The 12,583-nt window shown below is 68.5% G+C and carries 14 protein-coding genes; 11 read left to right on the top strand and 3 right to left on the bottom strand.

Annotated features, from left to right (window positions below; genetic code table 11):
* Positions 1–76 precede the first annotated feature (76 nt).
* Positions 77–1,285, bottom strand: coding sequence for a helix-turn-helix domain-containing protein (locus HDA39_RS00555; RefSeq protein ID WP_184793273.1), 1,209 nt, complete (start codon positions 1,283–1,285; stop codon positions 77–79).
* Between the two features lie 263 nt (positions 1,286–1,548).
* Here HDA39_RS00555 and HDA39_RS00550 point away from each other — a divergent pair, with 263 nt between their 5' ends.
* From HDA39_RS00550 to HDA39_RS00510, 9 genes are all read left to right on the top strand, one after another.
* A complete protein-coding gene (locus HDA39_RS00550; protein WP_184793272.1) occupies positions 1,549–1,725 on the top strand; it encodes a hypothetical protein in 177 nt (58 codons plus the stop codon).
* Positions 1,725–1,925 carry a hypothetical protein gene (locus HDA39_RS00545; protein ID WP_184793271.1) on the top strand — a complete coding sequence of 67 codons (201 nt, stop codon included), beginning with the start codon at positions 1,725–1,727 and terminating at the stop codon, positions 1,923–1,925. Before HDA39_RS00550 ends, HDA39_RS00545 begins: the two co-directional genes overlap by 1 nt.
* A gap of 150 nt (positions 1,926–2,075) precedes the next feature.
* Positions 2,076–2,234 (top strand): hypothetical protein, encoded by a 159-nt coding sequence (locus HDA39_RS00540; protein ID WP_184793270.1) that lies wholly within the window; start codon positions 2,076–2,078, stop codon positions 2,232–2,234.
* Positions 2,231–2,506, top strand: a complete 276-nt coding sequence (locus HDA39_RS00535) for a hypothetical protein (RefSeq protein ID WP_184793269.1) — start codon at positions 2,231–2,233, stop codon at positions 2,504–2,506. Before HDA39_RS00540 ends, HDA39_RS00535 begins: the two co-directional genes overlap by 4 nt.
* Positions 2,507–2,870: 364 nt before the next feature.
* Entirely contained in the window at positions 2,871–3,047 is a 177-nt protein-coding gene (locus HDA39_RS00530) for a hypothetical protein (RefSeq protein WP_184793268.1), read from the top strand.
* A 9-nt stretch (positions 3,048–3,056) separates the two neighbouring features.
* Complete coding sequence (locus tag HDA39_RS00525) at positions 3,057–3,413, top strand: GntR family transcriptional regulator (RefSeq protein ID WP_184793267.1); 357 nt, start codon at positions 3,057–3,059, stop codon at positions 3,411–3,413.
* Positions 3,414–3,587: 174 nt separating this feature from the next.
* Positions 3,588–4,199 carry a hypothetical protein gene (locus tag HDA39_RS00520; RefSeq protein WP_184793266.1) on the top strand — a complete coding sequence of 204 codons (612 nt, stop codon included), beginning with the start codon at positions 3,588–3,590 and terminating at the stop codon, positions 4,197–4,199.
* Between the two features lie 299 nt (positions 4,200–4,498).
* Positions 4,499–8,266, top strand: a complete 3,768-nt coding sequence (locus HDA39_RS00515; protein ID WP_184793265.1) for a PKD domain-containing protein — start codon at positions 4,499–4,501, stop codon at positions 8,264–8,266.
* Positions 8,267–8,378: 112 nt separating this feature from the next.
* On the top strand, positions 8,379–8,606 hold the full coding sequence (locus HDA39_RS00510; protein WP_184793264.1) for a hypothetical protein: 228 nt from the start codon (positions 8,379–8,381) through the stop codon (positions 8,604–8,606).
* 71 nt (positions 8,607–8,677) lie between these two features.
* Here the strand turns inward: HDA39_RS00510 and HDA39_RS00505 are convergent, their stop codons facing one another.
* Both HDA39_RS00505 and HDA39_RS00500 read right to left on the bottom strand, forming a co-directional pair.
* Complete coding sequence (locus HDA39_RS00505) at positions 8,678–9,229, bottom strand: dihydrofolate reductase family protein (RefSeq protein WP_184793263.1); 552 nt, start codon at positions 9,227–9,229, stop codon at positions 8,678–8,680.
* A gap of 144 nt (positions 9,230–9,373) precedes the next feature.
* The gene (locus HDA39_RS00500) at positions 9,374–10,144 is read right to left on the bottom strand and encodes an alpha/beta fold hydrolase (RefSeq protein WP_184793262.1); all 771 of its coding nucleotides are present in this window, start codon (positions 10,142–10,144) and stop codon (positions 9,374–9,376) included.
* 207 nt (positions 10,145–10,351) lie between these two features.
* Between HDA39_RS00500 and HDA39_RS00495 the strand changes: the two genes are divergently transcribed.
* Entirely contained in the window at positions 10,352–11,305 is a 954-nt protein-coding gene (locus HDA39_RS00495; RefSeq protein WP_184793261.1) for a LysR family transcriptional regulator, read from the top strand.
* Positions 11,306–11,407: 102 nt separating this feature from the next.
* On the top strand, positions 11,408–12,568 hold the full coding sequence (locus HDA39_RS00490) for an NAD-dependent formate dehydrogenase (RefSeq protein WP_184793260.1): 1,161 nt from the start codon (positions 11,408–11,410) through the stop codon (positions 12,566–12,568).
* Positions 12,569–12,583 lie beyond the last annotated feature (15 nt).

The following is a 12,583-nucleotide window of genomic DNA, read 5'->3' as shown; positions in this document are numbered from 1 at the left end:
GATCCCCCCAGGTAGATGACGGGCCACCCCTGACCCGACCGGAAATCATCCCCGAGTTGGGGGCGGGTGTCCAGTCTCAGGCTGGTACGGCACCCACGCGCTGAGCCAGCTTGCCCAGCTCTCCGGTGGCCAACTCACGCTGAGCCCTGCGGAGCATATGCCCTACCAACTCCTTGACGACGGTGCGCGAGCGCACCTGCTGCGGGGCAACCAGTTCGGCGCGGAGCAATGCAGACATCCCCGCCCGGTAGTTCTTCTCGGCCACGTGCGCGCGACCCAGCTCGATGAAGTACCGCGACTTTCGGTCCTCCGTGGTGATCGCCTCCGGATTGATGGACTCTGCGATCTCGATCACCGCGCCGGGGCGCCGCTGCTCGTTGGCGATCGACATCCGCCAAACGGTCACGTTCTCAGCGCCGAAGGCCAGCTCGAAGGCAGAGCCGTCGCCAGACCTTCGCACCGTCTCGGCAGCCTCCCGGATGTGCGCCGCTGGGTCCTGCCCTACGGCGGCCGAGGTGAGCCCTGCCTGAAGGTGGAGCATCCCGTACAGCTCTGCCCCCTCGGGGCTGGTCAGCTCAGACTGAAGCCTGTCGGCTCCGCCGGCGGAGTGCGCGAGTGACGCCCGGAGAGAGCCCGGCGTAGAGAGCAGTACCTGAGCCCGTGCGAACTCGGCCGCAGCCATCGCGCCTGGGTCGCCGACGATCCGAGCGGCCTCCGTCGTCGCGCCTGCCGCGTTCCAAGCCAGGCTCACGAAGCCCAGCCCCTTCGTCGCCAGCGTCGTGACGAAGCCGGCCGTCGCGAGCTCGCTCCATGCCCGGAGCCGTGTGCGCTCGTCATCCGAGGCCGTGTGCCGGTACAGGTCGTTGATCAGGCCGGGCAGGATGCCGCCAAGCGTGGCGTAGTCGTTCTTCATCCTGATCTTGAGCGCCCGTCGAGCGTCGGCAGCGAGAGCATCGAGCGGCCTGGGGTCGCTCGGGTCATCCCCGTGTCCCTGATTCATCAGCGCCGCCTCAATGCGAGGCACCTGGGCGTGGAAGGCTGCGACGGCAGGGTTGGCCTTGTCCTCGGCGTGGCCCGTGAGGTCGCCAACCGTGACCTGGAGAGCCAGCGCCAGGCCGTAGAGAACATCCCTGTCGGCGACCGGCCGGAACCCGCTCTCGTACTGCGCGATGGCAGACTGAGACTTACCCACGAAGTCGCCAAGCTGCTTCTGTGTCATGTTCCGGAGCTTGCGGTACATCTTGACCCGCTGCCCGATGAATCGCTCGTCATCGATCTCGCTCATGTCTCCAGCGTAGCCCCGCTTCGTGAACTCCGTGAGGGCTGCATTACGGCTGGTAATACTTCCTAGCTCTCAGGTGATTACGGTCAGTGCCATGGCGCTGACAAGGGACGACGCACTGAGTGCTCAGGATGCGCTCAGTGAGGGTGAGATCGCCTCGCTGGTGGCTCGATGCCCCGAGGGCCAGCGGAAGGCGTTCGAGGGGTGGCTCCGTGGTGAGCGGCACCTCGATGGGGATCTGATCGAGCGGGGAGACGAAGACCGGGATGCACGCCACGACCGAGGGGGAGCCTGAATGGCGACGAGTTCGAGTGTGGTTCGGGGAGTTCGCGATCGCGGATTCGACCTGCGTTTCCGATCTGGCGGACAAGCTCGAAGCCTTGCATCGTCAACGATTCGCCAGGCTGCTCATCACCAACGAGCCGGTCACTCCGCCCGACTGATGATTGAGCGAACCTTCTGGAGGGTGATGGTCATCCGCGACAACGTCATCATCGACTGGCGAGTAGCGCCGACGTCGCTCGCCGAGGCGTACGCCAACGTGCTGCGGCTCCGCTACCCGAACGATCAGATCCGGGCGAAGCAGGTCTCTGACTACGAAGCCGCCTACCCACCCGACCAGCCGTACGACCCGCGCGACTAGCGCCCCATGATCGGCGGGGTTGCCGTCCTGTCCCCTGCGACGGCGGCAACCCCGCCCTCCATCCCAGGCCCTCTCTCGGCTTGAACGCTCCTCACGTTCTCCTCCTCTGCCGAGAGGGGGCCTGGTCCGTCCAACTCCACGGGAGTAAAGATGAGCGAGTACAAGGAATACCAGGACAAGGCCAAGGGCAAGAACCACAAGGGCAACACGGACCACCGAAAGGGCAGCGGCGGTTGCATGGTTGCACCGCCAACCGTGGTGGTGGGGATCGGACTCGTTGCGCTGGTCATGCGTATCCTGAAGCGGTGACCCAGGACGATCAGCCGGTTCCGCACACCTCAACGATCGTGACGTTCGCCTGGCCTCGGCGGGGCGAGCGCCCGAAGCCGCAGCAGTCCAGGCCGAGTGTCATTGACATTGGTGCGGCCATCACGCAGCCCATGCTCGACGAGTACCGCGAGGCGAGCGAGGCGCGAGATGCCGGCCTAACCTCGCCGCGACTCACCTTCGCCTTCTGGGCGTGCCTGGTGGTCATCGGCGGGCTGATCCTCTTTGGCGCCGTCTACGGCCTCTTGGCCTAGAATGGGAGAAGAGCAATGCCACGAGACAATCGACCTCCGCAGCAGATCTGCCCTTCCTGCAAGGGTAAGGCGTGGAAGACTACGCCGAAGGTGCGGATGAAGAACGGCAAGGCCGTGACCGAGAACGTGCAGGAGCCCTGTCCGCAGTGCGGAGGATCAGGATGGACGAACCGATGAAGGCCGAGTTCAACACGCTGTGCCCGGACTGCGGGGGCAGCGGGGAGATTCGTGTTGCGCGGGCGGTGGTTCAGCTCGGGACCGGGCAGGGCGGAACGGCATCGGTGACCGAGACGTGCAAGACGTGCCACGGGAACGGCAGCCGAAAGGGCTTCCAGCCCCCTGTCTGATCGATAGGGTGGGCGGCATGCCGAGGAAACGACTTCCGTCCCAGTCCAGCAAGCCGAAGGCCCAGCCGGTGACCACAGTCCGGCTGGGCCTTAACCATCTCACCCCGCTGGCCCGAACCGAGGCCGAGCGCAGGTCAGGCGGCGACGCCTCCCGCGTCGAGGTCGTCGACCCGAACACCTTCATCGTTCGCTAGCCTGCCGGCGTGACTGGATACCGAGAGATCGCCGACGAGCTGAGGTCCGCGATCTCTCGCGGTGACTACCCCGTGGACTCGACACTTCCCCGTCAGGCAGACCTGGCCGAGCACTATGGCACGACCGTGAAGACCGTCCGTGCTGCGATCAGCGTCCTCGCGGCCGAGGGCATGGTGACGCCGGTTCGGCGGCGAGGGACGGTCGTCACCTCCAGCCGGCCGCGCGCCTACGTCGATCCAGCCGAGGGCATCGCTGAGCCGGCCGATCGCCTGGCTGCTCGCATCGCCGCAGCACTGACTCTGTACGAGCAGGAGAAGCGCGACGGAGTTACCGGTTCCGTTACCGGTGAAGGGGCTTATTCATGATGATTACCCCTGATGCCGGATGAACTCAGCTCCATCCGAAACAAGGCATATGCCCAGGTCAGGTGCAGTTTCCGGACCGTCGATGATCTCCGATGATGACTCGAACTGCGACTCCGTTGGTCGCAGGTTCGAATCCTGCCGGGCGCGCCAACCAAAGCCGCAGGCCACGGCGCAGTGGGCCGTGAGCAAGGCCGCGATGAACACGCTCGCGTGGGGCCGTGCGCCTTTCGACCGAACATCGGTTACTCGACGAAGCAGGGTTGGGCGCCGGAAGTGGACTACCTTCTGTTGTTGGCGCCGAATCTCACTCCGCCGTCGCCGCTGCCCGGTTCCACGCGGGCGGGCACGCGCCTGAGGTTCGGTGCCAAAGCGGTGATCACGATCGGCCGGGCCGATCGCCCGACGCGGGTCGGGGTGATCGTCACCGGCGTGAACAAGGCCTCGGACGAAGACATGAACTTCCTGCGTGGCGCGTACCCGGACCAGGTCTCGCGGTCGGCCTACCTGATCCGGGTAGTGCTGGTCAACGAAGATGGCGACAAGGGCGACAGCGCCTTCAGTGGTTACAGTGGGCCGAATCTCACCGGCGACCTGCACGGCGGCGACGCCGGCGCATTCCGATTGCTGGGCGGGAATCTCGAGCTGCCGAGTTGCACCGACTACAGCTCCCCGCCGGCCGGGTGGATCGCACCGGGTTCGCGCTTCCAGACGTGCCGGGTCATCTTCGCGGACCCTGACCAGGTACGCCTCAGCCTCAGCACCCAGGGCAACCTCTACTGGAAGTAAGCGATATCGCCGAGAGGCCCGACTGATCGGGCATCGAACCGAGCCGCGTCCCCGGCGGACTCTCACCTAGCCGGCCGGGCAGGGCCCTCTGATCATCGCTACGCTCCGTACTCGCCCCGCGCCCTTCGGTCCCGCGATATCCCCATTTCTCATCAATGCGTAATGGCGATTTTCCGTAGCGTGATGAAGTCCCTGGCAAATGCTTCGCAGCTGCCTCTTTTCGCTTCTTTCTGTTGACAGAGAGCGTCTTTGGGGCGACGGTTTGCCGCAAGCAGAGAGTCACAATCCGGGGGGCCGGCATGCCGAAACGTTTCGCGACCGCGTTGTGCGTTCTCACCACTGCAATCTTGATGGTGCTGGGCCTCACCGCCCCACCCGCACTGGCAGCCGAGGGTGATCCTGCGTCCTCCGTGGTGGCGACGTGGTCCTGCACCAGCAGCCCGTGCCCGTGGGGCCCGTCGGACACCAGCAACGCGGCGGTCTGGCCGGCCGCGGCCGAGCCGGTCCGGGCCCGCTACGGTTATACCGTCTCCCACGACGTGTACGCCCCGGCGCCCAAGGTGGCGGGCTGGAAGATCACCGTCACGTCCGGCAGCGCCACCGTGTTCGCCGGCCCGGCCGACGACTCGCACGCGTCGCTGGCCAATCTGGAGACCGGCGACAGCTACACGGTGCCCAGCACCCTGAGCACTAGCAGCCTCGTCAGCGTGCAGAGCGGCGGGTCGTTCGACTACACGATCACCCCCGGCACCCCGACCGACCCGCCGCCGCCGACCTCCGGTGACGGCTCGGTGCTGGCCACCTGGAACTGCACCACCAGCCCCTGCCCGTCAGGCCAGAGCTACACCAGCAACGCAGGCGTCTGGCCGGCCGCGGCCCAGCCGGTCCGGGCCCGCTACGGCTACACCGTCTCCCACGACGTCTACGCTCCGGTGTCCCAGGTCGCCGGCTGGAAGATCACCGTCGTCTCCGGCAGCGCCACGGTCTACGCGGGCCCGGCCGACGACTCGCACTCGTCGCTGGCCGCGCTGTCGGCCGGCCAGAGCTACACCGTGTCCAGCACGCTCAGCAACAGCAGCATCGTGAGCATCCAGGACGACGGCGCGTTCCGGGTCACCTTCACTCCGGGCGAGCCGACCACGCCGCCGCCGGCGTCCGGCGACGGATCGGTGCCGGCCACCTGGAACTGCACCGGCACGCCCTGCCCGTCGGGTACGAGCTACACCAGCAACGCGGCAGTCTGGCCCGCGACGGTCGAGCCCACCCGGACCCGCTACGGCTACACCGTCTCCCACGACGTGTACGCCACGGCGGCGAAGGTGGCCGGCTGGAAGATCACCGTCACCTCCGGCAGCGCCGCCGTGTACGCGGGCCCGGTCGGGGACTCGCACTCGTCGCTGGCCGCGCTGTCGGCCGGCGAGAGCTACACCGTGTCGAGCGCCCTGAGCAGCAGCAGCATCGTGAGCGTGCAGGGCGGCGCCGCGTTCGAGTACACGTTCACCCCGGGTGGGCCGGTCACGCCCCCGCCGGCCGGCGACGGCGAGTCGCCCCGGGTGACCTGGACCTGCACCAGCAGCCCGTGCCCGTGGGGTCCGTCGGACAGCGGGTACGCCGCCGTCTGGCCGGCCGAGACCGACCCCACCAGGGCCCGCTACGGCTACACGGCCTCGCACGACGTCTACGCGCCGGCCCCGCAGCTGGCGAACTGGAAGATCACCATCACGTCGGGCAGCGCCACCGTGTTCTCCGGCCCGGTCGGGGACTCGCACGCGTCGCTGGCCAACCTGTCGGCCGGCCAGAGCTACACCGTGCCGACCACTCTGAGCGGCAGCAGCATCGTCAGCGTGCAGAGCGGTACGCCGTTCGAGTACGCCTTCGTGCCCGGCCCGCCGGTCCCGCCGACGCCGCCCGACTGCACCGACCCCACCACCTGCGACCCGGTCTCCTGGGTCAACGCCCGCTGGCGCTACGCCGGCACCGGCGAGAACCCCGGTGACTGGTACGGCGGCGTGATCACCTGGCCGGTCGGAACGGCGTACCAGGGCAACGGCCGCGCCGGCGACAACGCACGCAACGTCTACACGGAGTCGGGCGTTCCGCTCTACCCGTACATGGGTTCCTGGGCCGACGGGTGCACCGTCCGCGTGGTCACCGGCCGGGTCCTGATCGTCGAGTGGGAACGCGGTACGGACGAGTGGACCGAGATCCGCGTGAACGCCGGCCAGTCGTACACCATCTCGCTTGACGGCGCCGAGGACGGAGCCCTGATCGAGACGGACAACGACGTCCAGCCCTTCACGGTCTCGATGAGCAACTGCACCCCGCGGCCGCTCTCGGAGTCGAACAACCGCGTCCCGGTGGCGAACGCGGGTGCGCCGCAGTCGGTCGTGGCTGGTACGACCGTGACCCTGAACGGGTCCGGCACCGACGCCGACGGCGACGACCTCACCTACGCGTGGACCCAGACCGGTGGACCGGCGGTGACGCTGTCCAGTACGACGGCCGCGAAGCCGACCTTCACCGCCCCGTCCTCGGCCTCCACGCTGACCTTCAGCCTGGTGGTGCGGGACGGCCTGGCCAACAGCGCGGCGGCGACCACAACGGTGACCACCACCAGCCCGGTCAACCAGGTGCCGGTGGCGAACGCCGGTACGGCGCAGACGGTCAACACGGGTGCCGCGGTGACGCTGGACGGCTCCGGCAGCCGCGACGCCGACAACGACCCGCTCACCTACACGTGGACCCAGACCGGTGGACCCGCGGTGACGCTGTCCAGCCGGACGGTGCAGAAGCCGACCTTCACCGCCCCGTCCACCAAGACCACGCTGACGTTCAGCCTGGTGGTGCGGGACGGCAAGGCCAACAGCCCCGCCGTCACCACCACGGTCACCACCAACAACACGGTGCCGGTGGCGAGCGCGGGGGCGGCGCAGTCGGCCGAGTCCGGCGTCACCGCGACGCTGGACGGCTCCGGCAGCCGCGACGCCGACAACGACCCACTCACCTACACCTGGACCCAGACCGGTGGACCCGCGGTGACGCTGTCCAGCCGGACGGTGCAGAAGCCGACCTTCACCACCCCGTCCACACCGGCCACGCTGACCTTCAGCCTGGTCGTGCGGGACGGCAAGGTGGACAGCGCGGTGTCGACCACCACGGTGACCGTCACCGGTCCGAACCTGGCCCGGGGCAAGGCCGCCACCCAGTCGAGCACCAGCGGTACCGCGGTGGCGGCCCGGGCGGTGGACGGCAACACCAACGGCGTGTTCGCGAGCGGCTCGGTGACCCAGACCAACCTCTCCACCCAGCCGTGGTGGCAGGTCGACCTCGGTTCCGCGGCGGCCGTCTCCACGGTCACGGTGTGGAGCCGGACCGACTCGAACCGGATGGGCAGCGGCTCGGTGTTCATCTCCTCGACCAGCATGACCGGCCGGTCGATGTCCTCGCTGCAGGCCGACGACTCGGTGAAGGAGATGTCGTTCTCGGCGTTCTCGTCCGCCACCAACAGCCTGACCCTGAACGCGGGCAACGCCACCGGCCGGTACGTGCGGGTGCAGCTGTCGAGCATCTTCGCCACCCTGAACCTGGCCGAGCTGCAGGTCGGCGGCACCACCGGCACCGTGAACCTGTCCACCAACCGGCCGGCCACGCAGTCGTCGACCGACGTCGGCACCGCCGCCCGCGCCGTGGACGGGAACACCAACGGCGTCTTCGCCGCCGGGTCGGTGAGCCGGACGGCGTCCAGCTCGCAGCCGTGGTGGCAGGTCGACCTGCTGACCAACTCCCGGGTCGGCAACGTCACGGTGCACAACCGGACCGACGCCTCGGCCGACAAGCTGAACAACGCGGTGGTGTTCCTCTCCACCGCCAGCATGTCGGGCCGGACCTACGCCCAGCTGATGGCCGACTCCACGGTGACCAAGCTGAGCCTCGGGGCGACGCCGGGGGCGGTCACCAGTCGGCCGACCAACACCGTGGCCCGGTACGTCAAGGTGCAGTCGCCGGCCACCAGCGCCGGTGTGATCGCCCTGGCCGAGGTCACGGTGACGGGCACCCAGCCCAACTGACACACGACGAGCACCCACAGTGCTCGGACTACTACCGAACGCGACCGGGCGATCAGCTTTGACAAGCCTGGCCGAGACGCGACGGCGGAAAGAGGCGCATACTTGAGTTCTGATGGAGCCTTCTCGCGCGACGACGCGTCGTCACCTGTCCACGAGTCCCTTCAAGCCCAGGGAACCCAAGCCGATCAAGACCTTCGAGGAGGGCGACCGGGTCTCCCACGACAAGGAGGGGATGGGCCGGATCAGCGCCGTCGAGGGAACGCACGCGGTGGTGGTCGATCTCGGCGGCGGCAAGCTGCTCCGGGTCCTCGCCCCCTTCGACAAGCTGCACGTTCTCTGACCTGACCCACCGGCGGACCGGCCTTCCGCGGAAGGCCGGCGCCGACGTCAGCGTGCCCCCGTGACGACGACCTAGGGCTTCGGTACGAAGTGCAGCGCGGTGATGCCGCACTCGAACCCGACGGCCTCGACCAGATCGAGCGGCTGAGCACCGACCGGGAACACCGGCAGTCCCGCGCCGATCGCGGTCGGGTTGACGAACAGGTAGATGTCGTCGACCAGGCCCTCGGCGATCAGCCCGGTGATCAGCGTGCTGCCGCCGTACGCGATCAGGTCGCCGCCCGGCTGGGACTTGAGTTCGGTGACGGCCTTGACCAGGTCGTTCGCGACCACGGCGTTGTCCCACGGCGACGCGGTCAGGCTCCGGCTGACGACCACCTTGGGCGTGTTGTTCATCCAGTCGATCGACGCCTCGTCCTCGTGCTCCGGGCGCGACGCCCAGGCCGGGATGAAACCCTCGGCGAGCTTGCGGCCGAGCACGATCGTGTCGACCGGCGTGGTCAACGCGTCGACGTACGCGCTCAGGTCGTCGGTCCAGGGGAACCGCATCCAGTCCATCTCGTGGTTCAGGCCGGCCATGAACCCGTCGGCCGTGGTCTGGACCTGGAGCTTGAGCTTGCGCATCGGAGTCGCCTTTCGAGCGGATCGAGTTGATGCCGAGAAGCATCACCCGACCCGCTTACGACTTCTTTACGGCGATTCCGGAGGCAGTCGAAAGGCGCCCAGGGGCAGCCCGCCGGTACCCGCCAGAGACGCGTACGACGACCGCTAACCGAGGAAGTGGTTGACCAGCGCCGGCGCCAGCACCTCCGGCGCGATGTCGTGGAAGCTCCCCTCGAGCCCGAGCAGCGTGCTGTTCGGCAGAGCGGCAGCAGCCGCGGCGGTAGCTCGCTGGAGCCACTCCGGGCTGGACGTGCTGTGCAGCGCCAGCGTCGGCTGCGCGACCGTCGCGAGCAGGTCCTTCGGCACCTCGCCGTCCAACTGCAGCGCGTCGTAGACCAGCGTTGGCGCGATCGCCTCCAGACCGGCCCAGAACGGCGCGGACCTCATCGCGTCGACCTGCTCCTGCGGCTGCCCCACCGCCTCGACCATGAACAGCTCCGCGGCCCCACCCGGGTTGCCCTCGGCAACGAACTCCTGCAGTCGCTCGAGATAGCGGTGCGGCGCCGGCGGCGCGCCCTCCACACGGAACGGCGGCTCCATGATCGACAGCTTGTCGAACGCCGATCCGGCCGCGGCCGCCCGCAGCAGCACCATCACGCCCGAGGAGTCAGCCGACCCGTACGTCGCACCGGTGACCGCCCGGACCGCCTCCAGATCCTCGACCTCACACTCGACCGCGTACTCCGGCTGGTCGCCCGAGTCGCCGCGTCCCCTCCGGTCGTAGGTGACGACCGTGAAGTACTCGCCGAGCACAGCCGCCCTCGGCCCGTACGACAGCCGGTCGGTCATCGCGCCGGCCACCAGGACCAGAGCGGGCCCGGACCCGAACGTGTCGTACGCGATCTCGGTACCGTCCGAGGAGATGACCTTGTCCATGTCGCTGTCCTTTGCGTCGCCTGACTGGTGCCTGTGCCAACGCGTCGAACGAAGCACCGCCGGGCAGACACCCCACAACTGTGATCCAGGTCACACTACCCGTCCCCTCCTCGGCACCCTCGGCCTTCCAGCCACTTCACCTGCATGTAATACTGGATTATGTATACAAGCGATCGGTATTCCGTCCGGCCGGAACGAGGCTGATCCATGTTGCTCCGCCAGCTCGAGTACCTCGTCGCCCTCGCCCGCGAACGCCACTTCGCCCGGGCCGCCGACGCCTGCTACGTCTCCCAGCCGTCACTGTCGGCCGCGATCCGCAAGCTCGAGCAGGAGCTCGACGTCCCGATCGTGCGCCGCGGCCGCCGCTTCGAAGGCCTTACTCCCGAGGGTGAACGCGTCCTGCTCTGGGCCCAGCGCATCCTCGCCGAGCGCGACGCCCTGCGCCACGAGCTGTCGGTGATGCGCGGCGGCCTGACCGGCACGCTGCGGCTCGGCGCGATCCCGACCGCGATGCCGGTCGTCTCCCTGCTGACCACGCCGTTCTGCGAGCGGCACGACCAGGCCCGGGTGACGCTGGAGTCGCTGTCGTCGCGCGACATCACCCAGAAGCTGGCCGGGTTCGAGCTGGACGTCGCGATGACCTACCTCGACGACGACACGCTCGGCAGTGTGCGCAAGACCCCCTTGTACGAGGAGCGCTACCTGCTGCTCACCCCGCAGGACAGCGACCTGGCCAACCTGCCGGTCGCCAGTTGGGGGCAGGTCGCCGAGCAGCCGTTGTGCCTGCTGTCGCCGCAGATGCGCAACCGCCGGATCATGAACGGCTACTTCACCGACGACGGCGTCAGTGCCGAGCCCGCGATCGAGAGCGACACCGTCTCCGGTCTCTACAGCCACCTGCACGGCAACCACTGGTCGACCGTCATCTCGCACGCCTGGCTGCACATGTTCGGCGTACCGGACGGGATGCGCGTCGTACCGCTGAAGAGCCCCGCGCACGGACCGCGAGTGGGACTGGTGATCGCCGCCCGCAGCCCCGAGCCGGTCCTGGCCCGCGCTCTGCTCGACGTCGCGCGGCAGGCCGGCGTGCACACCGCGCTGGACGAGCTGCTGGACGTGCATCTGATGGGCTCCGGCTATTCGTCGGAGCTGGCCGGATAGCCGCCCGCTATCCCGACATAGCGAGCAAGTCTTGGACCTGGCGGCCTCGTCACCGCCAGGCTGAAGGGACGGAAACCCCTTCAGAACAAGGAGTTGCTCACCATGGCGAAGGTCCTCTGCGTCCTGTACGACGACCCGACCGACGGCTACCCGACGTCGTACGCGCGCGACGACGTACCGGTCATCGAGTCCTACCCCGGCGGACAGACCGCGCCGTCCCCGTCGGCGATCGACTTCCGGCCCGGCGCGCTGCTCGGCAGCGTGTCCGGCGAGCTCGGCCTGCGGAACTTCCTGGAGAGCCAGGGCCACACGCTGGTCGTGACCTCGTCGAAGGAGGGCGACGACTCGGTCCTCGACCGTGAGCTGCCCGACACCGACATCGTCATCTCGCAGCCGTTCTGGCCGGCGTACCTGACCGCGGAGCGGATCGCGAAGGCGCCGCACCTGAAGCTGGCGATCACGGCCGGTATCGGCTCCGACCACGTCGACCTGGACGCCGCGATCGCGGCCGGCGTGACCGTTGCCGAGGTCACCTACTCCAACAGCATCAGCGTCGCCGAGCACGTGGTGATGATGACGCTCGGCCTGGTCCGCAACTACATCCCCTCCTACCAGATCGTCACCGACGGCGGCTGGAACATCGCCGACGCCGTCTCCCGCTCGTACGACGTCGAAGGCCTGCACGTCGGCACCGTCGCGGCCGGCCGGATCGGGCTCGCGGTCCTGCGCCGCCTCGCGCCGTTCGACATGAAGCTGCACTACACCGACCGGCACCGGCTGCCCGAGTCGGTCGAGCGCGAGCTCAACCTGACCTTCCACCCCGACACCGCGAGCATGGTGCCGCACTGCGACGTGGTGACCATCAACGCACCGCTGCACCCGGAGACCGAGGGGTTGTTCGACGACAAGCTGCTCGCGACGATGAAGCGCGGCACCTACCTGATCAACACCGCCCGGGCCAAGATCGTCGACCGCGACGCCGTCGTACGGGCCCTGGAGAGCGGACAGCTCGCCGGGTACGCCGGGGACGTCTGGTACCCGCAGCCCGCACCGGCCGACCACCCGTGGCGCTCGATGCCGCACCACGGCATGACGCCGCACATCTCCGGCTCGTCGCTGTCGGCGCAGACCCGGTACGCCGCGGGGACGCGCGAGATTCTCGAGTCGTGGTTCGCGCGGACGCCGATCCGCGACGAGTACCTGATCGTCGACGGCGGCCGGCTGGCCGGAGCCGGCGCGCACTCCTACTCGGCGAAGTCGTGAGAACCCGTAGGGACA

It is taken from the genome of Kribbella italica, from assembly GCF_014205135.1.
GTDB classification, from domain to species: domain Bacteria; phylum Actinomycetota; class Actinomycetes; order Propionibacteriales; family Kribbellaceae; genus Kribbella; species Kribbella italica.
The sequence above is the reverse complement of the archived record's forward strand: the minus strand, read 5'-3'. Positions and strand labels throughout refer to the sequence as shown.